The organism is Rhodoblastus sp. 17X3, assembly GCF_030056575.1.
Lineage (GTDB): Bacteria > Pseudomonadota > Alphaproteobacteria > Rhizobiales > Beijerinckiaceae > Rhodoblastus.
This window is the reverse complement of the sequence record NZ_JASHHX010000006.1, coordinates 59,586-82,549: the sequence shown is the minus strand read 5'-3', so window position 1 is coordinate 82,549 and position 22,964 is coordinate 59,586. Positions and strand designations below refer to the sequence as shown.

At 65.9% G+C, this 22,964-nt stretch carries 28 protein-coding genes and 1 other RNA gene; 9 read left to right on the top strand and 20 right to left on the bottom strand.

Going from position 1 to position 22,964, the window contains the following annotated elements; all coding sequences use genetic code 11:
* Positions 1–56 precede the first annotated feature (56 nt).
* Both ykgO and QM467_RS08010 read right to left on the bottom strand, forming a co-directional pair.
* Complete coding sequence (ykgO, locus tag QM467_RS08015) at positions 57–182, bottom strand: type B 50S ribosomal protein L36 (RefSeq protein ID WP_088521155.1); 126 nt, start codon at positions 180–182, stop codon at positions 57–59.
* Positions 183–288: 106 nt separating this feature from the next.
* Positions 289–480: a hypothetical protein gene (locus QM467_RS08010; protein WP_283365783.1), complete on the bottom strand. Its 192-nt coding sequence runs from the start codon at positions 478–480 to the stop codon at positions 289–291.
* 158 nt (positions 481–638) lie between these two features.
* On the opposite strand from QM467_RS08010, the gene recF reads away from it, so the two are divergent.
* Together recF and recQ are read left to right on the top strand one after the other, a co-directional pair.
* Entirely contained in the window at positions 639–1,850 is a 1,212-nt protein-coding gene (recF, locus tag QM467_RS08005) for a DNA replication/repair protein RecF (protein WP_283365782.1), read from the top strand.
* Positions 1,847–3,670 carry a DNA helicase RecQ gene (recQ, locus tag QM467_RS08000; protein WP_283365781.1) on the top strand — a complete coding sequence of 608 codons (1,824 nt, stop codon included), beginning with the start codon at positions 1,847–1,849 and terminating at the stop codon, positions 3,668–3,670. The genes recF and recQ overlap by 4 nt, the downstream gene beginning before the upstream one ends.
* A 69-nt stretch (positions 3,671–3,739) precedes the next feature.
* Here recQ and QM467_RS07995 read toward each other — a convergent pair whose 3' ends face one another.
* The 3 genes from QM467_RS07995 to QM467_RS07985 all read right to left on the bottom strand — a co-directional run bounded on the left by QM467_RS07995 (position 3,740) and on the right by QM467_RS07985 (position 5,617).
* Positions 3,740–4,006, bottom strand: coding sequence for a BQ00720 family protein (locus QM467_RS07995; protein WP_283365780.1), 267 nt, complete (start codon positions 4,004–4,006; stop codon positions 3,740–3,742).
* A 57-nt stretch (positions 4,007–4,063) separates the two neighbouring features.
* Complete coding sequence (locus QM467_RS07990; protein WP_283365779.1) at positions 4,064–4,492, bottom strand: Hsp20 family protein; 429 nt, start codon at positions 4,490–4,492, stop codon at positions 4,064–4,066.
* Between the two features lie 129 nt (positions 4,493–4,621).
* On the bottom strand, positions 4,622–5,617 hold the full coding sequence (locus QM467_RS07985) for a 2-hydroxyacid dehydrogenase (protein ID WP_283365778.1): 996 nt from the start codon (positions 5,615–5,617) through the stop codon (positions 4,622–4,624).
* Positions 5,618–5,834: 217 nt separating this feature from the next.
* Between QM467_RS07985 and QM467_RS07980 the strand changes: the two genes are divergently transcribed.
* The gene (locus QM467_RS07980) at positions 5,835–6,404 is read left to right on the top strand and encodes an SH3 domain-containing protein (protein ID WP_283365777.1); all 570 of its coding nucleotides are present in this window, start codon (positions 5,835–5,837) and stop codon (positions 6,402–6,404) included.
* A gap of 8 nt (positions 6,405–6,412) precedes the next feature.
* Here QM467_RS07980 and QM467_RS07975 read toward each other — a convergent pair whose 3' ends face one another.
* Genes QM467_RS07975 through def form a run of 4 tightly spaced genes read right to left on the bottom strand, consistent with a single transcriptional unit; the run spans position 6,413 to position 9,090 of the window.
* Positions 6,413–6,811 (bottom strand): protease inhibitor I42 family protein, encoded by a 399-nt coding sequence (locus QM467_RS07975; protein ID WP_283365776.1) that lies wholly within the window; start codon positions 6,809–6,811, stop codon positions 6,413–6,415.
* Positions 6,812–6,845: 34 nt separating this feature from the next.
* Positions 6,846–7,583 carry a tRNA pseudouridine(38-40) synthase TruA gene (gene truA / locus QM467_RS07970; protein ID WP_283365775.1) on the bottom strand — a complete coding sequence of 246 codons (738 nt, stop codon included), beginning with the start codon at positions 7,581–7,583 and terminating at the stop codon, positions 6,846–6,848.
* Entirely contained in the window at positions 7,570–8,532 is a 963-nt protein-coding gene (gene fmt, locus QM467_RS07965; RefSeq protein WP_283365774.1) for a methionyl-tRNA formyltransferase, read from the bottom strand. Before fmt ends, truA begins: the two co-directional genes overlap by 14 nt.
* A gap of 3 nt (positions 8,533–8,535) precedes the next feature.
* Positions 8,536–9,090, bottom strand: coding sequence for a peptide deformylase (gene def / locus QM467_RS07960; protein WP_283365773.1), 555 nt, complete (start codon positions 9,088–9,090; stop codon positions 8,536–8,538).
* Between the two features lie 129 nt (positions 9,091–9,219).
* Here def and QM467_RS07955 point away from each other — a divergent pair, with 129 nt between their 5' ends.
* Entirely contained in the window at positions 9,220–10,329 is a 1,110-nt protein-coding gene (locus tag QM467_RS07955) for a DNA recombination protein RmuC (RefSeq protein ID WP_283365772.1), read from the top strand.
* Positions 10,330–10,339: 10 nt separating this feature from the next.
* Here the strand turns inward: QM467_RS07955 and QM467_RS07950 are convergent, their stop codons facing one another.
* The 3 genes from QM467_RS07950 to QM467_RS19825 all read right to left on the bottom strand — a co-directional run bounded on the left by QM467_RS07950 (position 10,340) and on the right by QM467_RS19825 (position 12,408).
* The gene (locus QM467_RS07950) at positions 10,340–11,008 is read right to left on the bottom strand and encodes a response regulator (RefSeq protein WP_283365771.1); all 669 of its coding nucleotides are present in this window, start codon (positions 11,006–11,008) and stop codon (positions 10,340–10,342) included.
* Complete coding sequence (locus tag QM467_RS07945; protein ID WP_342395112.1) at positions 11,005–11,991, bottom strand: sensor histidine kinase; 987 nt, start codon at positions 11,989–11,991, stop codon at positions 11,005–11,007. The genes QM467_RS07950 and QM467_RS07945 overlap by 4 nt, the downstream gene beginning before the upstream one ends.
* Before the next feature lie 63 nt (positions 11,992–12,054).
* Positions 12,055–12,408, bottom strand: a complete 354-nt coding sequence (locus QM467_RS19825; RefSeq protein WP_342395111.1) for a hypothetical protein — start codon at positions 12,406–12,408, stop codon at positions 12,055–12,057.
* Positions 12,409–12,606: 198 nt separating this feature from the next.
* Between QM467_RS19825 and QM467_RS07940 the strand changes: the two genes are divergently transcribed.
* Positions 12,607–13,563 carry a DUF3280 domain-containing protein gene (locus QM467_RS07940; RefSeq protein ID WP_283365770.1) on the top strand — a complete coding sequence of 319 codons (957 nt, stop codon included), beginning with the start codon at positions 12,607–12,609 and terminating at the stop codon, positions 13,561–13,563.
* 19 nt (positions 13,564–13,582) lie between these two features.
* Here the strand turns inward: QM467_RS07940 and recR are convergent, their stop codons facing one another.
* The 4 genes from recR to ffs form a co-directional block, all read right to left on the bottom strand.
* The gene (gene recR, locus QM467_RS07935) at positions 13,583–14,188 is read right to left on the bottom strand and encodes a recombination mediator RecR (protein ID WP_283365769.1); all 606 of its coding nucleotides are present in this window, start codon (positions 14,186–14,188) and stop codon (positions 13,583–13,585) included.
* A gap of 118 nt (positions 14,189–14,306) precedes the next feature.
* Positions 14,307–14,627 (bottom strand): YbaB/EbfC family nucleoid-associated protein, encoded by a 321-nt coding sequence (locus QM467_RS07930; protein WP_283365768.1) that lies wholly within the window; start codon positions 14,625–14,627, stop codon positions 14,307–14,309.
* Positions 14,628–16,496 (bottom strand): DNA polymerase III subunit gamma/tau, encoded by a 1,869-nt coding sequence (locus QM467_RS07925; RefSeq protein WP_283365767.1) that lies wholly within the window; start codon positions 16,494–16,496, stop codon positions 14,628–14,630.
* 50 nt (positions 16,497–16,546) lie between these two features.
* An RNA gene (gene ffs / locus QM467_RS07920) (signal recognition particle sRNA small type) lies at positions 16,547–16,643 on the bottom strand.
* A gap of 97 nt (positions 16,644–16,740) precedes the next feature.
* Between ffs and QM467_RS07915 the strand changes: the two genes are divergently transcribed.
* Both QM467_RS07915 and nudC read left to right on the top strand, forming a co-directional pair.
* A complete protein-coding gene (locus QM467_RS07915) occupies positions 16,741–17,160 on the top strand; it encodes an HIT domain-containing protein (RefSeq protein ID WP_283365766.1) in 420 nt (139 codons plus the stop codon).
* Positions 17,157–18,128 (top strand): NAD(+) diphosphatase, encoded by a 972-nt coding sequence (gene nudC, locus QM467_RS07910; protein WP_283365765.1) that lies wholly within the window; start codon positions 17,157–17,159, stop codon positions 18,126–18,128. Before QM467_RS07915 ends, nudC begins: the two co-directional genes overlap by 4 nt.
* Here nudC and QM467_RS07905 read toward each other — a convergent pair.
* Both QM467_RS07905 and QM467_RS07900 read right to left on the bottom strand, forming a co-directional pair.
* Positions 18,125–18,769 carry an aminotransferase class IV gene (locus QM467_RS07905; RefSeq protein ID WP_283365764.1) on the bottom strand — a complete coding sequence of 215 codons (645 nt, stop codon included), beginning with the start codon at positions 18,767–18,769 and terminating at the stop codon, positions 18,125–18,127. The two genes, nudC and QM467_RS07905, sit on opposite strands and share 4 nt — an antisense overlap.
* Complete coding sequence (locus tag QM467_RS07900) at positions 18,721–19,857, bottom strand: aminodeoxychorismate synthase component I (protein ID WP_283365763.1); 1,137 nt, start codon at positions 19,855–19,857, stop codon at positions 18,721–18,723. The genes QM467_RS07905 and QM467_RS07900 overlap by 49 nt, the downstream gene beginning before the upstream one ends.
* A 222-nt stretch (positions 19,858–20,079) precedes the next feature.
* On the opposite strand from QM467_RS07900, the gene queC reads away from it, so the two are divergent.
* Both queC and QM467_RS07890 read left to right on the top strand, forming a co-directional pair.
* Positions 20,080–20,769, top strand: coding sequence for a 7-cyano-7-deazaguanine synthase QueC (gene queC / locus QM467_RS07895; RefSeq protein ID WP_283365762.1), 690 nt, complete (start codon positions 20,080–20,082; stop codon positions 20,767–20,769).
* A 184-nt stretch (positions 20,770–20,953) separates the two neighbouring features.
* On the top strand, positions 20,954–21,208 hold the full coding sequence (locus QM467_RS07890; RefSeq protein ID WP_283365761.1) for a hypothetical protein: 255 nt from the start codon (positions 20,954–20,956) through the stop codon (positions 21,206–21,208).
* Positions 21,209–21,289: 81 nt separating this feature from the next.
* Here the strand turns inward: QM467_RS07890 and QM467_RS07885 are convergent, their stop codons facing one another.
* Positions 21,290–22,141, bottom strand: coding sequence for a prephenate dehydratase (locus QM467_RS07885; protein ID WP_283365760.1), 852 nt, complete (start codon positions 22,139–22,141; stop codon positions 21,290–21,292).
* Positions 22,138–22,884, bottom strand: coding sequence for a 3-deoxy-manno-octulosonate cytidylyltransferase (locus tag QM467_RS07880; RefSeq protein WP_283365759.1), 747 nt, complete (start codon positions 22,882–22,884; stop codon positions 22,138–22,140). The genes QM467_RS07885 and QM467_RS07880 overlap by 4 nt, the downstream gene beginning before the upstream one ends.
* Positions 22,885–22,964: the final 80 nt, after the last annotated feature.

The following is a 22,964-nucleotide window of genomic DNA, read 5'->3' as shown; positions in this document are numbered from 1 at the left end:
CGCCGGGGTTTCAAACTTTCCGCAACAAAGGCGCGAACATTCAGCCTTTTGGGCGATCAGCCCTGGCGGGCCTTGTAGCGCTTCTGCGTCTTGTTGATGATGTAGACGCGGCCCTTGCGGCGAACCAGCTGGTTGTCGCGATGACGCGTGCGCAGGGACTTGAGGGAATTGCGGACTTTCATGACTAACCCCGGGACAATTGGCCGGGGTTCTCCCTCAGCCGAGAAATTGGAGCCGGTGCTATGCCAAATTTACGCGCATCAATCAACCCCCGCGCGGAATTTTAGCTCAGCCGGCGCCCGGATCGGTCTCCGCGCCCATCGCGCGCTCGGACGGCAAAGCGCCCGCGCCCGGACAGGCGTCGTAATTGGTGAGCTCCGGCCGGGCGTGCGGACCCGCGGGTGGCATTTTCTCCGCCCTGCGTCCGGTTTCGGCCTGATTTTTCGTGGCAAGCTGGTTTTTTTCGCGAAGGAGCGGCATGTTCGCCTCCTGCTGTTCGGCCAAGGGCCAAGGCGCCTTGAATATAGGCGCAGCTCTTTCTTGAGCAGATTGCAATGAAGCAGATTCCCGGCCTCCGCGCAGCGCGGCCTATTGTCGCGCCGCTGGCCCCGACGGCCCGCGCGGGCTAAAAGCCGTCCATGACTATGGCCGCAAGCGATTCGGTCTTCCGCGCGCCGCGCGTCCGGCGTGTGGCGCTGGCGGATTTCCGCTCCTATCCCGCGCTCGATCTGCGCCTCTCGTCCAATGTCGCGGCGCTGGCCGGCGACAATGGCGCGGGCAAGACCAACCTGCTCGAGGCGCTCTCGCTGTTCACGCCGGGGCGCGGCTTGCGCCGCGCCGATCTGGCGGACCTCGCGCGCGAGGGCGGCGGCGGCGGCTTCGCCGTGTCGCTGGAGCTTACTGGCCAAAAGGGCGATCCGCTGGGCGGGCCGCTTCAACTCGGGACCGGCGCCGAAATCGGCGACACGGGACTACAGAAAAAATTCCGCGTCGACCGCGAGCCCGTTTCCTCCTCGCGCGCCTTCGCCGATCACGTCCGCATCGTCTGGCTCACCCCGTCCATGGACGGGCTGTTCACCGGCGCGGCCGGCGACCGCCGCCGCTTCCTCGACCGGCTGGTGCTGGCGGTGGACAGCGAGCACGGCGCGCGGGTCAATGCGCTGGAGCGGGCGCTGCGCAATCGCAACCGCCTGCTGGAGGAGCGGCGCGGCGAGAAAATCTGGCTCGACGCCGCCGAGCGCGAGATCGCCGAACTCGCAATCGCCGTCGCCGCCGCGCGGCGCGAGACGGTGGAGCGCCTCGCCGCCCTGATCGCCGCCGGACGCGACGACGATTCGCCTTTTCCCTGGGCCGAGATCGCGCTGGAAGGCGAAATCGACCGGCTGGTCGGCGAGCGACCGGCGCTCGAGGCTGAGGACTGTTTCCGCGCCCTGCTGCGCGACAATCGCGCACGCGACGCTGCCGCGGGCCGCACGCTGGCCGGCCCGCAGGCGAGCGACCTCGTGGTGCGCCATGGCCCCAAGCAATGCGAGGCCCGCCGCGCCTCCACCGGCGAGCAGAAGGCCCTGCTGGTGGGGCTGGTGCTGGCTCATGCGCGCCTGGTGGCGGCGATGAGCGGCATCGCCCCCCTCGTGCTGCTGGATGAAATCGCCGCCCATTTCGATCCCTTGCGCCGCCGCGCCTTGTTCGACGCCCTGACGGCGCTGGGCGGCCAGATCTGGATGACCGGCGCGGACCTGAGCCTGTTCGAGGACCTGTGCGGCCGCGCCGATATTTTTGCGGTGTCCGGCAGCCAGGTCGCGCCCGTTTCGCAAGTCGCGCCGGTTTCGCAGGACGAGAGCGGCGCATGACCGAACTTCCGTCCGCCCGCCGCCTGCTCAAATCCGTGTTTGGCTTCGACGATTTCCGGCCCGGACAGGCCGAAATCGTCGAAGCCGTGCTGTCGGGCGATCCCGTGCTCGCGGTCATGCCGACCGGCAGCGGCAAGAGCCTGTGCTATCAGCTTCCGGCGTTGCTGGGAGAGGGGCTGACCCTCGTCATCTCGCCGCTGATCGCCCTGATGCGCGATCAGGTCGGCCAGATGCGGGAGCTGGGCCTCGCCGCCGCCAGCCTCAATTCCCAGACCGGCGAGGACGAGGCGCGCGACATCTGGACGCAAATCCGCTCCGGCGAACTGCGATTGCTGTTCCTGTCGCCGGAACGGCTCGCCATGGATGGGTTGGTCGAGGCGCTTTCACGGGCGAATGTCCGGCGCGTGGCGGTGGACGAGGCGCATTGCATTTGCGCCTGGGGCCATGATTTCCGGCCCGAATATCGGATGATCCGCGAGGGGGTGGAAAAGCTCGGCCAGCCGCAGGTGATCGCCTTTACCGCCACCGCCGATCAGGCCATGCGGGCGGAAATCACCGAGCGCCTGTTCGACACGACGCCGCAGATTTTCGTCCATTCCTTCGACCGGCCCAATATTTCGCTCTCCTTCGCGGCCAAGGACCAGCCGCGCAAGCAATTGCAGAATTTTCTGGCGTCGCGGCGCGGGCAGAGCGGCATCGTCTATTGCGCCTCGCGCGCGGGGACGGAAAAGCTCGCCGAATTTTTCGCCACTCAGGGTTTCGAGACGGTCGCCTATCACGCCGGCCTCGACCAGACGCGGCGCAACGCCAATCAGGACCGCTTCTTGCGCGAGGATGGGGTTGTCGCCTTCGCCACCGTCGCTTTCGGCATGGGCGTGAACAAGCCCGACGTGCGCTTCGTCGCTCACGCCGACATGCCGTCTTCCATTGAAGCCTATTATCAGGAAATCGGCCGCGCCGGGCGCGACGGCCTGCCCGCCGACGCCTATGCGCTTTACGGGCTCGACGACATGGCCCTGCGGCGCCGCCAGATCGACGAGAAGCCCCTGCCGGACGAAAGGCGGAGGTTCGAGCATCAAAGGTTCAACGCCCTCGCCGCTCTGTGCGAGGCCGCCTCCTGCCGCCGCCAGACCTTGCTGGCCTATTTCAACGAAGAGGCCCCGCCCTGCGGGCGCTGCGACGTCTGTCTCGGGCAGGTCGCGCTGCGCGACGGAACGGTCGAAGCCCAAAAGGCGCTTTCCGCCGTCTATCGCACCGGCCAGCGCTTCGGCTCGGGCTATTTATGCGACCTGCTGACCGGCGCCGAAAACGAGGCTTTGCGCCGCAACGGCCATGACGCCCTGAAAACTTTTGGCGTCGGCGCCGATGTGTCGAAGCAGCAATGGGCCTCGACCTTTCGCCAGCTTTTCGCCGCCGGAGCGCTCTGCTCGGCCAGCGCCGAACATGGCGGCTTCGCGCTGACTGAAAAGGGCGAGGCGATCCTGCTCGGCCGCGAGACGATGACCCTGCGCGCCGACCCCCCGCGCGAAAAAGCCGCGAAGACTTTTTCGCGCTCGGCGCAGCGCGGACAGGCGGCGGAACATTCGGCGGATTCGACCGAGGCGAAAATCTTCGAGGCCTTGCGGAAATTGCGGCGCGACCTCGCCAAGGAGCAGGGCCTCGCCGCCTATATGATTTTCGCCGACAGGACGCTGCTGGAAATGGCCGAACGCCACCCGGCGCGCCTTGAGGACCTGCGCGCCATCCACGGCGTCGGCGAGCGCAAGATCGCGCTTTATGGAGAGGTTTTTTTGGACGCCATCGCGCAAGCCGGGGTTTGAGCGCCTCGCCGGCTCTCACCGAGAGCCGGCGGGAAACGAACGCGTGAAACGCGCGTCAGCTCAGACCCTTCAGTGCACGCTCACGGTCGCGAGCTTGTGCTCCCAGGCATTGGCGACGGCGGCGTCCTTGCTGTCGGCCAGCACGATCGGATCGCCATTGGCGCCAAGCAGGGCGAACAGCTGCATGCCGGGCTCCAGGCCCTCGATCTGCGGGAACAAAGCCTGCGCCTCTTCCGACTTCATCGGTCGGACATAAGCGATGGCGCCTTCGCCGAGATGGGCGAACTGGTCGGCGGTCAACGGGCCGAGGCCGGGATTTTCAAAACCATTGTTCATTGTCTTCACCCTTTCCGCGCTCTCCCATGAGACGCGCACAGCGTGCGGACCAAAAGTTCAGCTCCGCACAGTGATCTCAATATTCTTAACGATCCGCTCCGGTTCGGGGCGAACAAGGTCCACCGACAGCAAGCCGTCGGCGAGATCGGCGCCAAGCACCTGCATCCCCTCCGCGAGGAGGAAGCTGCGCTGGAACTGGCGCGCGGCGATGCCGCGATGCAGGAACTGCCGCTCGCGATCGTCCTGCTGGCGTCCCCGGATCACCAACTGCCCCTCTTCCAGAGTGATGGCCAATTGATCCCGGCTGAAGCCCGCCACCGCCAGGGTGATCCTCAGCCGCTCCGGCAGATTGTCCTCGCGCGGCATCCGCTCAATGTTATAGGGGGGGTAGCCGTCCGAAGCGGTTCGAGTCACGCGCTCCAGGGCTTTTTCAATATCGTCGAAGCCCAGCAGGAAGGGCGAATTCATCAAGGTCGGTCGCGACATATCGAAGCCCTTTCAGGCGCCTCGTTGGTGTCGAGGGCCCGAAGCGCCCCCACGGCTCTCGCCGCAGGATCGATATGGCGTCGCGGTTTTTTCTTTTCAAGGGCCTGTCCGCGCGCGGGCAGGCGCCCGTCACAACATGCTGGGCAGCACGCGGTCCGGCGGACGATGGCCGTCCATGAAAGTCTTCACATTGATGATGACCTTCTCGCCCATGTCGATGCGGCCTTCGAGCGTCGCCGAGCCCATGTGCGGCAGCAGCGTCACCTTGCCGGCTTCGGCCAGCTTCAGCAGGCGCGGCGCCACCGCCGGCTCGTGCTCGAACACGTCGAGGCCGGCGCCGGACAGTTCGCCCGCTTCGAGCATGCGGATCAGCGCGTTCTGGTCGATGATCTCGCCGCGCGCCGTGTTCACGATAATCGCGCTGGAATGAAGATTTTTCAGCCGCCGGGCCGACAGCAGGTGAAAGGTCGCCGGGGTCTGCGGACAATTCACCGAAACGATATCCACGCGCGACAGCATCTGGTCGAGCGATTCGTGGAAGGTCGCGCCGAGCTCCTGCTCGATCGCGGGAGCGACCGGGCGGCGGTTGTGATAGTGGATCGAAAGGCCGAAGGCCTTGGCGCGGCGGGCGACGGCCTGGCCGATGCGCCCCATGCCGATAATGCCCAGCCTCTTGCCGGTGATGCGATGGCCAAGCATCCAGGTCGGAGACCAGCCGTTCCAGCCGCCGCCGACCAGCGCGCCCGCGCCCTCGACGATGCGGCGCGACACGGCGACGATCAGGCCCATGGTCATGTCGGCGGTGTCTTCCGTCAGCACGCCCGGCGTGTTGGTGACGGTGATGCCGCGCCGCAGGGCGGAGGTGACGTCGACATTGTCGACGCCATTGCCGAAATTGGCGATCAGCTTCAGCTTTTCGCCGGACTGGGCGATCAGATGAGCGTCGATTCGGTCGGTGATGGTCGGGACCAGAACGTCCGCGGCGCGCATCGCTTCGGCGAGCTCGGCCTGCGTCATAGGCGTGTCGGTTTCGTTGAACCGGGCGTCGAACAATTCTCGCATGCGCGCTTCGACCTGTTCGGGAAGCTTGCGGGTGACGATGACGATCGGCTTGGTTTTGCCCATGGAAACCCCGTACCTCCCTCGGCAGGCCGACTGAATGCGCGCCCGCCGCGCCGGCCTATACCAGTCGTTAACAATGATCGGGCCACAAAGGATTGACCATAATCAAACCCGGCGCCCGACGCTCCTGCTTCCTAGCAGATGCCTTGGCAAAAACAAGGACGGCGATCCGCCAGCGGCCACACCGGCCGGGAGGCGCGGGACAAAGGAATACGGCGACATGGCGAATGGACCGCGCTCGATTTTTTCGCTTCCCATCCCCCGGACGCGCTGCGTCCGCGCGCTCGCGGCCGGTTTTTTGGGCGCATTCCTGATTTTCGGCGGGCAAACGGCCCAGGCGCAGCAGGCGGTCGGCCCCGCGACCGGCCTCCCTGTGCCGCGATATGTGAGCCTAAAGTCCGATCACGTGAACTTGCGCGAGGGCCCTTCCAAGGACCACGCCACCAAATGGATTTACCAGCGCGCCGGCCTGCCCGTTGAAATCACCGCCGAATATGAGACCTGGCGCCGGATTCGCGATTCGGAAGGGGCCGAGGGCTGGGTGCTGCATTCTCTGCTCTCGGGCAAGAGGAGCGCCCTGATCGCGCCGTGGAAAAAGGACGCTCCGCCCTTCCCCTTGCGCGCGGAGCCGCAGGAGAATTCCAACGTCGTCGCCAAACTCGCGCCCGGCGTCATCGCCAGCGTCAAGAAATGCGACGGAAGCTGGTGCCGCCTGAAGGGCGACCGCTATGACGGCTATATGGCCCAGGCCCTGCTCTGGGGCGTCTATCCGGGCGAAAAGGTCGAATAAGGCGCCGATCAGCGCGCGTCGAGCCGGAACTCCAGCCTTTGCGTCACCGAAGCGTCGCCCTCCCAGGCCCGCCAGTTCTTGGCGCGAATCGCGAAGGGCCCGGACCGCTTGATGGCGATTGTCAGGTCGCGCGTTCCGGGAGAGCCGGGCATCGGCTGCGCGGAGGACCCGCCCGCCGGCGTCCGGCGATCGGCGACGACCGCCGCCGCCGCAGGCGGATCGAGCGTGACCGACCATGTGTAGCCGGTAGAGGGATTTTCGATCAGACGCAACTCGATGGTCTCGCCGACGGCGACGAGGCGCGGCGAACTTGCGTCCGCCTCGGTCAGCACGGTCGCGGCGAAGCCCGGCGCTGCGCAAGCGCAGAGGCAGAGCAACGCCGCCAAAAACCTTTTCGCTTGTTTCATCGCGGCCTCGCCCCCGAGAGAACATGCGCGGCGGTCAATAATCCACGCCGATCAGATAAAGCCCCGCGGCGGGCGCGACCTGGCCACAGCGGGCGCGGTCGCAGGCCTCCAGCGCCGCCTGCAAATCCTCGGCCCGCCATTTGCCGGAGCCGACATGCTCAAGAGAGCCGACCATGGAGCGCACCTGCCGGTGCAGAAAGGCGCGGGCGCTGGCGTAAACGTGAATCTCGTCGCCCTGCCGACGAACGTCGAGCCGGTCCAACGTGCGCACGGGGTTTTCCGCCTGGCAATCGGAATCGCGAAAGGTCGAGAAATCATGGCGGCCGAGCAGAAGCTGCGCCGCCTCGTGCATGGTCTGCGAATCGAGCCGGCGCTTGACCAGCCATGCGTTGCCGGAATCGAAGGTCAGCGGCGCGCGGCGATTGACGATGCGATAGAGATAATGCCGGGCCTTGGCCGAGAAACGGGCGTCGAAATCGTCTGACACCGCTTCGGCCAGCAGGATCGCCACCTTTTCCGGCCGCATCTGCGCGTTCAACGCCTCGCGCAGCTTGTCCGGCCGCCATTCGCGCGAGAGATCGACATGGCCGACCTGGGCCGTCGCGTGGACGCCCGCATCGGTGCGCCCCGCGCCGCGCAGGCCGCCGGGAGCCGGATCGAGCCGGGCCAGCGCGCGCTCGATCACTTCCTGAACCGACAGCCCGTTCGCCTGCCGTTGCCAACCGACATAATCGGTCCCGTCATATTCGATGACGAGCTTATATCTGGGCATCTAGTTCGGCGTTCTGCGGTTTCGCCAAAATCGCCCCGGGCGCGAGCCGGGCGCCGCGCAGAAATTCCTCGCCCGAAACCGGGCCGCGCCCGGCCCGCTGGACTTCGACCAGCCGCAGCGCGCCCTCGCCGCAGGCGACGCGCGCCGTCTCGTCGAGAATTTCACCCGGCTTTCCCGCGCCTTCCATGAGGGCGGAACGCAGGATCTTCACGCGCTCAAGACCCTTGCCGAAATCCATTTCGAAAAAGGCGCCGGGGAAGGGCGAAAGCCCGCGAATGACATTGTGCAGCACCGAAGACGGCTGCGCGAAATCGACGCGGGCCTCGGCCTTGTCGATCTTCTTGGCGTAAACCACGCCGTCTTCGGATTGCGGCTGGAATTGCAGGCCGCCGCGTTCGAGCGCGGCGAGCGCGCGCCCGATCAGATCGGCGCCAAGCACCGACAGCCTGTCATGGGCCTCGCCGGCGGTCATGTCGGGCGTGATCGTCAGTTTTTCGGCCATGGCGATGGGGCCGGTGTCCAGCCCCTCCTCCATTTTCATGACCTCAACGCCGGTCTCCCGGTCGCCGGCCATGATCGCGCGCTGGATCGGCGCGGCGCCACGCCAGCGCGGCAGCAGCGAGCCGTGAAGGTTGAGACAGCCGAACGCCGGAGCGTCGAGCGCCGGTTTGGGCAGGATGAGGCCGTAGGCGACCACCACCGCGACATCGGCCTCGAAGGCGCGGAACTGCTCGACCGTCTCGGGATCGCGGAAGCTTTTCGGCGTCAGGACCTTTAGGCCATAGCGTTCCGCCGCCGCGTGAACCGGCGAGGGTGTCAACTCCAGCCCGCGCCGCCCGGCGGCTTTGGGCGCACGCGTGTAGACGGCCACAACCTCATGGCCGCGCCCAAAGATTTCGGCCAGCGGAGCCAGCGCGAAATCCGGCGTGCCCATGAAAATGACGCGCATGGATCAACCCTGCTTTTCGCGGATTTCCGGGCCGCGAGCCGCGGCAGGCTCGCTGTTGCGCGCGGCCTTGGCGTATTTCTTGATCGCCCGCTCGCGCTTCAGCCGCGACAGATGGTCGATGAACAATTTGCCGTCGAGATGGTCGATCTCGTGCTGGAGGCAGGTCGCGAGCAGGCCCTCGGCCTCGATTTCGCGCCGCTCGTTGTTGCGGTCGAGGAAGCGCAGGCGGATCTTCGCCGGGCGGTTCACTTCCTCATAATAATCCGGCACCGAGAGGCAGCCCTCCTCATAGACGGAGGTTTCTTCGGAACGGGTGAGGATTTCCGGATCGGCGAAGAACTGGGGCGCTGGAGTCTCGTCCTGCTTGGCGAGATCGATGACGAGGACGCGCCTGGCGACGCCGATCTGGATGGCGGCGAGGCCGATGCCCGGCGCGTCATACATCGTCTCCAGCATGTCATCCATCAAGGCGCGCACCGAATCGTCCACGACGCCGACATTTTCGCTGACGGCGCGCAGTTTGGGATCGGGCAGGCACAGGATCGGACGAATAGCCATGGATTTGCGGACTCTCGCAGTTGTCGGCCCATGAGATAAGGGCAGCCGCCGCCAGCGTCAAATGGCCTTTGCAAAGAATCGCGCGATATGTTCTATTTTTGTTCATTGATTCCGGTTTTAGATATGGTCATGACGGATCGCCTGCTGTTCGAGATTTTCTCCTATCCGGTCACGGCCTATGAGCTTGCGGCGTCGCTCGCGTTCTTCGCGTTGTTCGCCCTCGCCTTGGTCGCGCGCGGCGGGCGGCGCGCCCATACCGAAGCGCAAATGGCCGAACTCGTCCGCGCCCATGCCGAAATGGCCGGACGATTGCAGACCTTTGCCGAAATCCTCGGCGGACGGCAGGCGGATTTCGCCCGCGCGGTGGGCGAAAAGCTGGATTCCTCGGCTCATCGCGTCAATGAAAGGCTGGAGACCTCCGCCCGCGCCACATTCGTCAACCTGAGCGCGCTGAACGAGCGGCTGGCCTTGATCGATTCCGCGCAGGCGCGGCTTGCGGGCCTGACCCAGGAAGTCGTCGGCCTCAAGGACATTCTCGCCAACAAGCAGACGCGCGGCGCCTTCGGCCAGGGACGGATGGAGGCGATCATCCGCGACGCCCTGCCCGCCAACGCCTTCGCCTTCCAGCACACGCTCTCCACCGGGGCGCGGCCCGATTGCGCGCTGAAACTGCCGGGCGACGACAAGATTCTCGCGCTCGACGCCAAATTCCCGCTCGAAGCCTTCACCGCCCTGAAGGACGCCGGCGACGACGCGGCGCGAAAATCCGCCCAGGCGCGCGTGCGCGCGGATCTCGGCAAGCATATCAAGGATATATCCGAGCGTTACCTCCTGCCCGGCGAGACGCAGGATGTGGCGATCCTGTTCGTGCCCTCGGAATCGCTGTTCGCCGAATTGCACGAAACTTTCGACGACGTGATCCAGAAGGCGCATCGCGCCCGGGTGCTGATCGTCTCGCCGTCGCTGCTGCTTATGGCCATTCAGGTGCTGCAGGCGCTGGTCCGCGACGCGCTGGTGCGCGATCAGGCCCATGTGATTCAGGCCCAGACTCGCAAGCTGGTCGAGGACGTCGCGCGCCTGCGCCAGCGGGTGCTGAAACTCGACGGCCATTTCCGCCAGACGCAGGAAGACGTCGCTGCGATCCTGACCTCATCGGAAAAAATCGCGAGGACCGGCGAACGCATCGACCGGATCGATTTCGCCAATGACAAACCGGATATCCTGACCGCAGCGCAATGACGCGGCAGGCTCAGCTCGGCTCGTCGCCATCCAGCAGTCCTTGCCGCAACGCCAGACGCACGAGTTCGATGTCGGAATGGACGCCAAGCTTGTCCCTGATTTGATAACGCGTATTGGCCACGGTCTTGGGGCTGACATGGAGCGTTTCGGCGACCTGTTCGGTCGATTTGCCCATCAGTAGCAAGCGCAGGATTTCGAACTCCCGCGAGGTCAGGCGATCGAACGGGCTGGCGCCTCCATTGGCCCATTCCTGCGCCCAGTCCTGCGCAAGCTCGTGGTCGATGTCGGGGCTGAAGGCGATGCGGCCTTGCAGAATGTCGGACACTGCCGCGAGAAGAACCTCCGGCGGGCTGCTCTTGGTGACATAGCCTCGCGCCCCGGCCCGGATCGCCTGCCGCGCGTGGACGGCGCTGAAATGCATTGTGAAGACGAGAATGCGGGCGTCCGGGTCCCATTGCCGGATCCGTTTGATCGCCTCGATCCCGCCGATTCCCGACATGGAAAGATCCATGATCACGAGATCGGGCCGCGCGCTCTTGTAAAGCCGATAGGACTCCGCGCCGTCCGCGGCCTCGGCCACGACGGTCAGGCCGCGCTGCTTCTGCAGCAAGGAGCGATAGCCCTCGCGGACAACCGCATGATCATCCACCAGCATGATCTTGAAGCCTTCCGCGCTCATGGGACGCTCCCGTCGCGCGGGGCCGTTGGGTCCGGCGCTGGCGCCGGTATCGAAACGCGGAGAATCAGTCCGGCCGGTGCGCGCGGCTCGAATTCCAGTTTGCCGTCCAGCGCCGCGACCCTTTCCCTCATGCCGAGAAGCCCCAGCCCCGGACCCGCTGAAAGACTGTCCAGATCGACCCCGCCGTCATCCATCACGCTCATTTCCAGCGCGGTCGCGGCGCCCTCCGTTTTCCGCCAGGCGAGGCGCAGCTCCACGTTCCGGGCTCCGGCATGTTTTGCGGCGTTGGTGACTGCTTCCTGTGCGACGCGATAGAGATTGGCGCACAGGAATGGCGGCAGTTCGTCCAGACCCTCAGTCGCCGCGAAGGCGAATCGCGTGACGCCGCCGCGTCGATTCCAGCCGGCTACGAGACGGTCGAGACTCGCCGTGAGGCCAATTTCGTCAAGCTCGGGCGGGCGCAGCCGCGTCAGCGCGCTCCGCAACGATTCCATCATATGCGCGGTCGTTCTGGCGATGCTCTCGGATTCCGTGATAAACGCCGGACATTCGGCGCGCGCCGTTTGCCCGATCGAGGCGGCGACCGCGCCGATCGCGGCGAGGCATTGGCCGAATTCATCATGCAGGTCGCGGGCGAGGCGACGCCGCTCGTCGTCCTGCACGGCGATAAGCCTTCTGGTCAGCTCGCGCCGCTCCGCCAGCGTCGTCTCCAGCTTCTCCGCCAGCCCATTGAACACTGCCCGAATCGCCGACAATTCCGCGAGATCGAAGCTCGGGAGCCGGGTCGAGAGGTCGCCGGCCGCGAGCCGCTCCAGCCCGGTCTGGATCAGGCGAGTCGGACGCAGCGCGCGCGCGAGCGCGGCGTAAACCAGAAGACAGAGCGCTGACAGGGTCACCGACATCAAGGCCAGAAACCGGCTCGTCTCGCGCCAAACCTCGGCGACGTGGCTCGACGCCTCGAAAGCCGCCCCGGCCGCGCCCATCGGCCGGCCCTCGAATGAAATCGGCTGCAGGATCTCGGCGCCGGGATCGAACAGCCGGCGATATTACCAATCGAAGGGCGCGGGCGCCTCTTGTGACGCCGATCCGCCGCAAAATATTTGCCGAACCTCGTCCGCTTCGTCGCGATAGGAAATGCACAGGCCGGGCGACATCACCGACGCGGCGATCCGCTGCAGATCGGGCAAGGCGTCGCGCGCCGGCTTGACCCAATGCGCTTGCGCCAGCTGCAAGGTCAAATCCTTGGCCACGACTTCGGCGACCGCCCGCAGCCGCGCGCGCGCGGACCGGTCGCTGTCGAAGAGCAGAAAAGCGAAAGCCACGACGAGGCAGAAGGCCGATAGCGCCGCCACGCGCAAGGCCAGCCGCAACTTGAGGTCGAGTTTCGTCAGCAAGGGCATTGGCGGCGCGTGAGAGAAAGCGGCGCCTTTGCGCCGAAGGATCGGCATTAAGCGGCAGAAGCGACGCCTTGGGAAGCGGCCGGGGAAAGATCGGGAAATCTGCCCGGCCCTGCTCGGGGCGATTTGCCGTTTCGCGGGCGGGACGAGCGTGGGAATCTGACCCGGCTTTCGCAATCATCGCCGCAAAGGAAACACCGGATGCGCTCCGCCCCGCTTTTCATCACCGCACTCGCGCTCTGCTTGTCGGCCGTTCCGCTTCGCGCGGCGTCGCTGGAGCCCATCGCGACGGCGATTCTCGATCTCGATTATGTCGACACCTCGGGCGAGAGCAAGGACCAGACGGCGGAGCACGCCCGACGCGTGCGCGATTTCTCGCAGGCGCTGGGTCGCGATCTCGCGGCGAGCGGCAAATTTCGCGTCGTCCCGATCGCCTGCGAAGGCCGGCCCTGTTCCCCGCGCGACGCCATGGACGAGTTGCAGAGCGCGGCGCGCGCGGCGGGCGTCCGGCTCGTGGTGTTCGGCGGCGTCCACAAGATGAGCACTCTGGTGCAATGGGCCAAGATCAAGATCGCCGACATGGCGCGCGACCGCATCATTTTCGATCGCCTGCTCAGCTTTCGCGGCGACAATGACGACGCCTGGCGCAGGGCGGAAAAATTCGTCGCCGCCGACATCGCCGCCCTTTCGCCCGACGCGAAAGGCTCCGGAGCGCAGGCCAAAAAGATCGCCGTTTTCGATTTCGAATTACAGGATTTCAGCGGCGGGGCCGGAATCATCGCCGAAAGCGCGGAAGACGCGGAGCAGCTACGACGCGCGACGCAGGCCGCCCGAAAACTGATCGCCGAATCCGGACGCTATGCGCTGGTGGACGTCGCGAGCGCGGCGGACCAACCCGCGAAAGCGCATGAATTGCGCCAGTGCGACGGCTGCGACGCTCCGATCGCGCTTAAGCTCGGGGCGGACCAATCCCTCGTCGGGATCGTGACCCGCATCACAAGGACCGATTATGCGGTGACCTTTCGCCTGCGCGACGCGCATACGGGCGAACTGATCTCCGTCGGCCAGACCGATCTGCGCATCGGCGCGAATTATTCCTGGGATCGCGGCGCGGCCTGGCTGATCGAAAAGCGGCTGCTGGCGAAGCAAGACCCGTGATCGCGCCCGGATCGCCGTGTCAAAGGTCCGTCCGGCTCCTGAGCGCCGCCGCGAGGGTGCCTTCGTCGAGATAATCCAGTTCGCCGCCGACCGGCACGCCATGGGCGAGGCGGGTGCATTTCACGTGGAAGGGGCTGAGCAGTTCGGTGATGTAATGGGCGGTGGTCTGGCCATCGACGGTGGCGTTGACGGCCAGAATGACTTCCCTGACTCCGCCTCCCGCGACCCGGCCAACCAGCTTGCCGATGTTCAGATCGTCCGGCCCGACGCCATCGAGCGGCGAGAGCGCGCCGCCGAGGACGTGATATTGCGCGCTCAGAACCCCCGCGCGCTCCAGAGCCCAGAGATCGCCCACCGTCTCAACCACCACGATCACGCCCGCGTCGCGGCGCGCGTCGGCGCAGATGCAGCAGGGGTCGGTGGTGTCGACATTGCCGCAGACCGAGCAGGTGACGATTTTTTCCTTGGCCACACGCATGGCTTCCGCCAGCGGGCCTAACAACTCCTCGCGCTTGCGGATCAAATGCAAGGCGGCGCGGCGCGCCGAACGCGGCCCCAGCCCCGGCAGTCGCGCGAGCAATTGAATCAGCCGCTCGATTTCCGGCCCGGCGATGCGCTCAGCCATAAAATAATCCCGAGACGCCCGCGTCCCAAAGTCATCCGCGCCCGAAGGGCGCTAGGAGCGACCGCGACGCCGAGCTGATGCGAGGGGCGCCTTCCGCGCAGAGCGCGGAAGGCAACGATCAGAAAGGCAGCTTCATGCCGGGCGGCAGGCCGAGACCGGCGGTCATGCCCTTCATCTTTTCTTCGAGCAGTCCTTCCGCCTTGCGGCGAGCGTCGGCATGGGCGGCGACGATCAGGTCTTCAAGAATTTCCTTCTCGTCTTCCTTCAGCAGCGACGGATCGATGGCGAGGGTCTGCAACGCGCCCTTGGCGGTCAGCGTGACCTTCACCAGACCGCCGCCCGCCAGCCCTTCGACGGTGATATTGTCGAGTTCGGCCTGCATCTCGGCCATTTTGGCCTGCATGGCGCCGGCCTTTTTCATCAAGCCCATGATGTCCATTCAGAAATCCTCTTCTTCGGATTCGTCGTTATAGGCCACTTCCTCGGCCGGCGCCGCCGCGCCCGCGAAAAGCTCCGGCTCGGCCTCGCCGCCGCGCACCGCGACGACCACCGCGCCGGGAAAAAGATCGAGCGCCGCGCGCACCAGCGGATGCGCCTGCACGCCGATTCGCTTCTCGTCTTCTTTGGCTGCGGCCTGTTCCAGCAGGCTCGGCGCGCCGGGCGCGGAGGACAGGGCCACCATCCAGCGCTGCCCGGTCCAATCCTGCAATTTGCGGGTCAGATTGGCGGCAAGGCCAGGTGATCCGCCCGGCGCCAGCGAAAATTCCAATACGCCGGGCTCGAACCGCACCAGACGCACGTCGCGCTCCAACGCGGTCTTGATCTGAATGTCGCGCTTCTCGGCGGCCAGCGCCAGAAGCTCGGCGAAGGATTTGATCGCCAGCACGGGCGCGCCCGTCGCGGGCGCCGGGGCCGGAGCAAGCGACGCCGTGGGCGCGGCTTGTGCGGCGGCAAGACGCGGCGCGGCGCGCATGGCGGCGCCCGGACCCGGCCCGGACGGCGATGGCGCCCCTCGCGCCCCCCCGGAGGAAGGCCCGCCGGACGAAGACCCGCCAGACGGCGCCGCGCTAAAATTCCTCAACGCCTCTTCGGGCGTGGGCAGGTCGGCGGCATAGGCGAGACGCACGAGAACCATATCGGCGGCGGGCAGCGGACGCGGAGAGTCCTTCACCTCCTCGACGCCCTTGAGCAGGATCTGCCAGGCGCGGGAAAGCACGGCCATGGAGAGGTTCTGCGCGAAATAGCCGCCGCGCTCGCGCTCGACCTGGGTGGCGGACGGGTCCATCACCCCCGGCGCGACCTTGGTCTTGGTCACGAAATGCACAAAGGCGGCGAGATCGATCAGGACCTGGCCCGGATCGGCGCCGGCATCATACTGGTCCTTGAGATTGGCCAGAGCGGCGGCGACGTCGCCCCGCATCAGCGCCTCGAACAGATCGATGACGCGGGCGCGATCAGCGAGGCCGAGCATCAGGCGCAGGTTTTCCACCCCGATCGGCGCGCCCGCGCCATGGGCGATGGCCTGATCGAGCAGCGAAAGCGAATCGCGCACCGAACCCTCCGAGGCGCGGGCGATCAGCGCGAGGGAATCATGGTCGATCTCGACCCTTTCCTTGTCGCAGATATTGGCGAGATGGCGCACGAGAGCCTCGGACTCGACGCGGCGAAGGTCGAAGCGCAGGCAACGCGAGCGCACCGTGACCGGGACTTTTTCGATTTCCGTGGTCGCGAACAGGAATTTGACATGCTCCGGCGGCTCTTCCAGCGTCTTCAACAGGCCGTTGAAGGCCGACTTTGACAGCATGTGCACTTCGTCGATGATATAGACTTTGGTCCGCGCCATCACCGGCTTGTAGCGCGCGCTTTCGACGATCTCGCGTATGTCGTCGATGCTGGTGTGAGAAGCGGCGTCCATTTCGATCACGTCGATATGGCGCGATTCCATGATCGCCTGGCAATGCACGCCCAGTTCGTCCATGTGGATGGTCGGGCGGTCGATGGCGGGCCGCCCGTCGCGCGCCGGCAACTGGTAATTGAAGGCGCGGGCGAGAATGCGCGCCGTGGTAGTCTTGCCGACGCCGCGCACGCCTGTGAGCATATAGGCCTGATGGATGCGGCCGAGATCGAAGGCGTTGGAAAGGGTGCGGACCATCGGCTCCTGGCCGATCAGGTCCTCGAACCGCGAGGGGCGATATTTGCGCGCCAGCACGCGATAGACGTTTGGCGCGCCGGATTGCGGCTGCAGCGCGTCGGGAAACAGGCCCTCGGGCGCGCTTTCGCTGTGATTTGGCGCGGAATCGTCGATCATCGAACCGCCGAATGCAGGCGCCAGCGGTCGTCGGGCGCGCAAATCTGATAAGTGGGAGGCTGGACGAAGACCCGCCCGATCTCGTTAGGGCTGCTTCCTTCCGGACCTGACCCGGTTGGCGAGTGGAACGTCCACCGCCAACCTCCCGGCGCTTATTTGGACCATGACGCGCGTTTGCGCAAGAGGGGGGCGCCTTGTCTCGATGCGGCGAAGGCGCTACCCACGATCAGGAAAGGGAGGCCGGATGAAATTTGCCCTTGATCCCCGCCTCGCCGCCGACAGTTTTCTCGTCGGCGAGCTTGAGTTATGCCGTGTCTTGTTGATGAACGACAGCCGCTTTCCCTGGCTGATCCTCGTTCCGCGCCGCGCCGGCCTGTCCGAAATCCACGATCTTTCGCCACGGGAGCGCGCGCTCCTTATCGAGGAAGCGGCCTTCGCCGGCGCGCGCCTGAAGACGCTGAGCGGGGCGAAAAAGATCAACACCGGCGCTCTCGGCAATATGGTCGCGCAATTGCACATGCATGTGGTGGCGCGTTTCGAGGGCGATTTCGCCTGGCCCGGCCCGGTCTGGGGCGCCGGCAAGGTCGAAGCCTATGCGCCCGAGGCGGCGGAAGAACGCATCGACGCCTTGCGCGCCGCCCTTGAACTGGACCGCCCGGCATGAGCGCCTATGATATCGCGGTCGGCTTTGCTGGCAATCCGCTCGACCGGCTGTCGCTGGGACGGGAGGACCGGCAGCTTTTCGCCGAACTGACCGCCGCGCCGCGCGCCCGCGCCGTGGTGTTCGTGCAAGCAATGCCTGTGTTGCGGCAGGAGGACGAGACGCTCTCCGCGCTGCATTCGCTGGAGGCTGCGCGGTCTTTCGGCCCGGCGCAGGAGGAAGTTCTGCTGGGGCGCGACGAATCGGGGCCGGTCTTCGCGCTGATGCTGCCCGACGACGCCGCCAGCGCCGAGACCCCGCGCGACGATGCAGCCTTTACAGATCAGCGCCGGCTGATCCTGCCCGCGCGCCCCAACCTGCAAATCCGCGACCTGCGCCCTCTGGCCAATAAACAGGCCCTTTCGCGCGGCGAAATCGCCATTCTGGCCCAGGCCAAGGCGATTCTGCATTATCACGCCGCGCATCGCTTCTGCGCGCGCTGCGGCGCGCCGACCCATGCGGCCCAAGGCGGCTGGCGGCGCGATTGCGAGGCCTGCGCCACCCAGCATTTTCCGCGCACCGATCCCGTGGCGATCATGATGGTCGAGCACGACGATTCTTGCCTGCTCGGGCGCCAGACCCGCTTTCCGGAAGGAATGTATTCCTGCCTCGCGGGCTTTGTCGAAGCCGGCGAGTCGCTGGAGGAAGCCGTGCGCCGCGAGGTGATGGAAGAGGCCGGAATTGCGGTCGGCGCGGTGCGTTATGTCGCGTCGCAGCCTTGGCCATTCCCGGCGTCGCTGATGATCGGCTGCCGGGCGCAGGCGCTTTCCCGCGAGATCGTCATCGACCGGGACGAGCTGGAAGATTGCCGCTGGTTCAGCCGCGCCGAAGCCCGCGCCATGATCGAACAGCGCCATGAACGCGGACTATTCGCGCCCAATCCCTTCGCCATCGCCCACACCTTGCTCGAGCACTGGCTGAACGAGGGCTAAACCAGCCGCCCGCGCAAAATTCCGCGCAGGGAATTTCCCAGAAAAAAGCCATCGCTCAGATCGCCGAGGCCCAGCAACGCCTCCCGCGCGCGGCCTTCGGCCAGAAGGCTCTCGCGGAGAACGCCGGGCAGCAGGCCGCTGGCGAGAGGCGGCGTCAGCAAGAGGCCGTCGCGCTCCACGAAAAGATTCGTGCGCGCGCCTTCGCAAATCTCGTTGCGCTCGTTGAGAAAGATCACTTCATCGGCCCCCGAGGCGGCCAGCGCGCCCTCGTAAAGCGCGCGTCGCGTGGTCTTATGCCGCAGCAGAGTGTCGCGTGAATCGAAGCGCGCAGGCGCGACAGCGACGCGCCAGATTTTTTCCGGCGGATCAGCCTGAAAGGGCGCGACCGACGCTTCGATGGCGCCATCGCGGCGCAGCGCCAGCCGAACGCGCAGGGTTTCGGCTCCTGCCCCCGCGCAGGCTCGCGCCAGCGCCGCATCGAAAGCTCCGGGCGCGAAAGCAAAGCCCAAAGCCGCCGCCGACGCGGCCATGCGCGCGCGATGGCCCTCGACGAGCCAATAGCCGCCGTCGCGGGTCCAGCGCAGCGTCTCGATCAGCCCGAAATCGTCTCGCCCGTCAGGAAGCGCGCCTTGAGCAGACATTCGTCATATTCCTCCCGCGCCCGCGAATCCGCCACCACCGCCGAGCCGACCGGGCAGGTCAGGCGCCGATCCCTGCCGAGCGTCAGCGTGCGGATGGCGACATTGAAGCGCATGTCGCCGCCCGGCGCGACATAACCGATCGCGCCGCAATAATTTTCGCGCGGCGCCGTCTCCAGCTCGGCGATGATTTCCATGGCGCGGATCTTTGGCGCGCCGGTGACCGAGCCGCAGGGAAACAGCCCAGCGAAAATTTCCGAGAAGGACAGTCCCGGCCGCAGCCGCGCCTCCACGCCGGAGGTCATCTGGTGCAGCGTCGGGAAGGTCGCGACGGAGAAAAGATCCGTCACCTGAACCGAACCGATCTCTGACAGGCGACTGATATCGCTGCGCAGCAGATCGACGATCATCAGATTTTCCGCGCGGTTCTTTTCGTCGCTGGCCAGGGCTTCGGCCAAGGCGCGGTCCGCCTCGGGCGTCGCGCCGCGCCGTGCGGTGCCTTTCATGGGCCGCGCGAAAATCCTTTCGCCGCGCGTGGAAAAAAAGATTTCGGGCGAGACCGACAGGATCGTCTCTGCCCCCAAAGCCACGATTCCGCCGAGTTCGACGGGCTGGCGCGCCCGCAAAATCCGATAGAGATCGAGCGGCGTTCCGCGCCATGCGCCCGCGAGCGGGAAGGTCAGGTTGATCTGATAGACATCGCCCGCGGCGATATAGTCGCGGCAGGCGGCGAAGCGCTTTTCATATTCGGCGAAGGTCCAGACCGGAGCGAGCGCCTCGATCGCGGCGGCGCCCGCCGGGGCGAGCGACGGCGCCGGGCGCGGCGCATCAAACACGCCAAACAGCAGCAGCGGTTTTCCCGAACAGGAGCGCAGCAGCGGCGCGAGACGCGGCTCCAACGCGTAGCCGCATTCATAGGCGACGGAGCCGGCGACGAAAAATCCCTCGCCCACCGCCCGCTGCAAGGCGGCGAAGGCGCCCGCGACCTCCTCGGCCCGATGCGCAGCAACGATAGCGCGCGGTTCGGCGAACAGCAGGGTTTCGCCGGCTTCGCGGTCTTCGATCAGGCAATAGGGCGGCTCAAGAGGCAAGGCGCGATCCCGGAGACGCGCCAGTCTGGCGGCGCCCCCGCGAGATAATGCAGATGGCGGCGCTTGGCAAAGGCGGCCGCGAAAAAGTCCGCCCGCGCAAGCGGTTGGCGGAGGCCAGAGCGAGCGCCAACATGACGCAAGCGGCTGGCGGAGGCCAGAGCGCACGGCGACATGGACGCGCGCGCCGCTCCGGTGTAGGCAGACTTTTCGGGAGGGCGGCGCATGGCCTTGGTTCTGTTTTCCGGCGGGCAGGATTCCACCACCTGCCTCGCCTGGGCGCTGGAGCGCTACGAGCGCGTCGAGACGCTCGGCTTCGATTACGGCCAGCGCCATCGCATCGAACTCGACCAGCGCGGCGTTTTGCGCGACGCGCTCGCCAAACTCAAGCCGGAATGGGCCAGGAAACTCGGCCCGGACCATGTGCTCGACCTCGCGGCGCTGGGCGCCGTCTCGGACACGGCCCTGACGCGGGCGAAATCCATCGAGATGGGCGCGAAGAACCTGCCCAACACATTTGTGCCCGGCCGCAACCTGATCTTCCTGACCTTCGCCGCCGCGCTGGCCTATCGGCGCGGACTGACCCGCATCGTCGGCGGCATGTGCGAGACCGATTTTTCCGGCTATCCCGATTGCCGCGACGACGCCATCAAGGCCATGCAGGTGGCGCTGAATATCGGGATGGAAAGCCGTTTCGTGCTGGAGACGCCGCTGATGTGGCTCGACAAGGCGCAAAGCTGGGAGCTGGCGCAGGACCTCGGCGGCCCGGCCCTGGTCGAGGCCATCGTCGAGCACAGCCACACCTGTTATCTCGGCGAGCGCGGCGCCCGCCACGATTGGGGTTATGGCTGCGGCGAATGTCCGGCCTGCCGGTTGCGCGCGGATGGTTTTGCGAAATGGCGGGCGGGGCTATAGCGAACGAGCGCCTGAAAGGCGAATAAAGTTGAAGCCAAGATGCAACTTTTTTTGTCCGAACTCGTCAATTGAATGACGATCGCGGAGACATCTCCAACCAGCTCAAGCTGAAGTCTCCCGCAATATTCAGGACAAGGCGATGTTACGCTTAACCACGCCACGATATGTCTCGACATATCCCCCCATGAGCAAGCGCAAGGCTTACGCAATGCTGCTTGCGATCGCGCTATCCGCAACAGATGCAAGCGCCTATGCCGGCGATCACGCCGCGAAAGCGAGGAGGCCGACATCCGGCGAGGGAGTGCCAGCCTGGGTCGTCCAGGAATGCCGCCCTGCGACGGGGGCCGAAATCATGGGCAGATTCGCGGGCGCCGGATACTGGTTCTATCGGGTGACGGGCGATTTCTGTTATTCCGACCTCCGACCGAACGTGCTGTGACGCAAAATTTTACACCTGCGGCACTTAATGCGGCTTCCGGCGCGCCGATCGGAAGAGCGGCGTGAGCTTCTGATTTCTGGCCTAGCTCCCGCTCCCGAACTCCTGGCGGAACGGATGGGCCGGATAGGCGCCCAGAATCCGGACCTCCTCGCTGAAGAACTGCAATTCCTCCAGCGCCAGCGCGAGATTGGGGTCTTCAGGATGCCCCTCGACATCGACCAGGAATTGCGTTGCCGCGAATTCGCCATTGACCATGTAGCTTTCCAGCTTGGTCATGTTGACGCCATTGGTGGCGAAGCCGCCGAGCGCCTTGTAGAGCGCGGAGGGCACGTTGCGCACGCGGAAGATGAAGGTTGTCAGCATCGGCCCTTCGGGGCGCGGGCCGGAGCGCGGCTCGCGCGACAGCACGACGAAACGCGTGGTGTTGTGGTCCTCGTCCTCGACGAAGCGGGCGAGCACGTCGAGGCCGTAGATTTCGGCGGCGAGCAGTGGCGCGAGCGAGGCGCGGCTCTTGTCGCCCCATTCCGCCACCTCGCGCGCCGAACCGGCGGTGTCGCCAGTCGTCACGGCCTTCAGATTATATTTCTTGATGATCTTGCGGCATTGTCCCAGCGCGTGGACATGGCTGTAGACGCTGCGCAAATCCTCGATCTTCGCGCCCTTGACGCCGAGCAGATGAAAATGAATCGGCAGGAAATATTCGCCGACGATATAGAGCCCTGAGCCGGGCAGGAAATGATGGATGTCGGCGACGCGGCCCGCGAGCGAATTCTCGATCGGAATCATGCCGAGATCGGCGCGGCCTTCTCCAATGGCCGAAAGCGCCTCCTCGAAGCTGGCGCAGGGCAAGGTGTCCCAACCGGGATAGACGTCGGAACAGGCGATATGGGAATTCGCGCCCGGCTCGCCCTGATAGGCAATGATCTTGTTCATTTCTGGCTGCTTCCGTCGAGGATCTTGCGCGCGCGCTCCAGATCGGCAGGGGTGTCGACGCCGAGCGGCACGGCGTCGACGATTTCCACATCGATGCGCATGCCCGCCTCCAGCGCGCGCAATTGCTCCAGCTTCTCGCGCTTTTCCAGCGCCGAGGGCGGCAAGGCCACGAAACGCTCCAAGGCCGCGCGGCGATAGGCATAGAGGCCGATGTGGTGGAACAGGTCGCCCTCGCCCCAGGGCGCGGTGGCGCGGGTGAAATAGAGCGCGCGCAGGCGAGATAGCCCGATCGGCGAGCCCACCGCCTTGACCACATTAGAGTCGGTACGCTCCTCGGCGCGGGCGATTCGTGCGGCCAGCGTGGCGATATCGACCGCCGGGTCGGCGAGAGGCGCGAGCGAGGCGCGCACGCTGGCCGGGTCGATGGTCGGCAGGTCGCCCTGCAAGTTGACGATCACGCCATAGCGCTCTTCCGGGTCGTAACTTTGCAGCGCCGCGTAGATGCGGTCCGAGCCCGAGGGCAGGTCCGGATCGGTCACGACGGCCTCGCCGCCAGCGTGGCGTATCGCCGCCGCGATCTCCGGCCCGTCCGCCGCGACCAGCACCGGCCCGATCCCCGCCTCGACCGCTCGTCGGTAAACCTGGACAATCATCGGCGCGCCGCAAAGCTCGGCGAGCGGCTTGTCGGGGAGCCGCGTCGAGGCGAGGCGGGCGGGTATGATGATGAGGACGTTTTCGGACATGAGGACTGAGCTGGGCGACTAGGCTTAATTTATGAGGATTTTCGCCGCTTATACGTGTTGCCAAGCATGAGGCAAAGCGT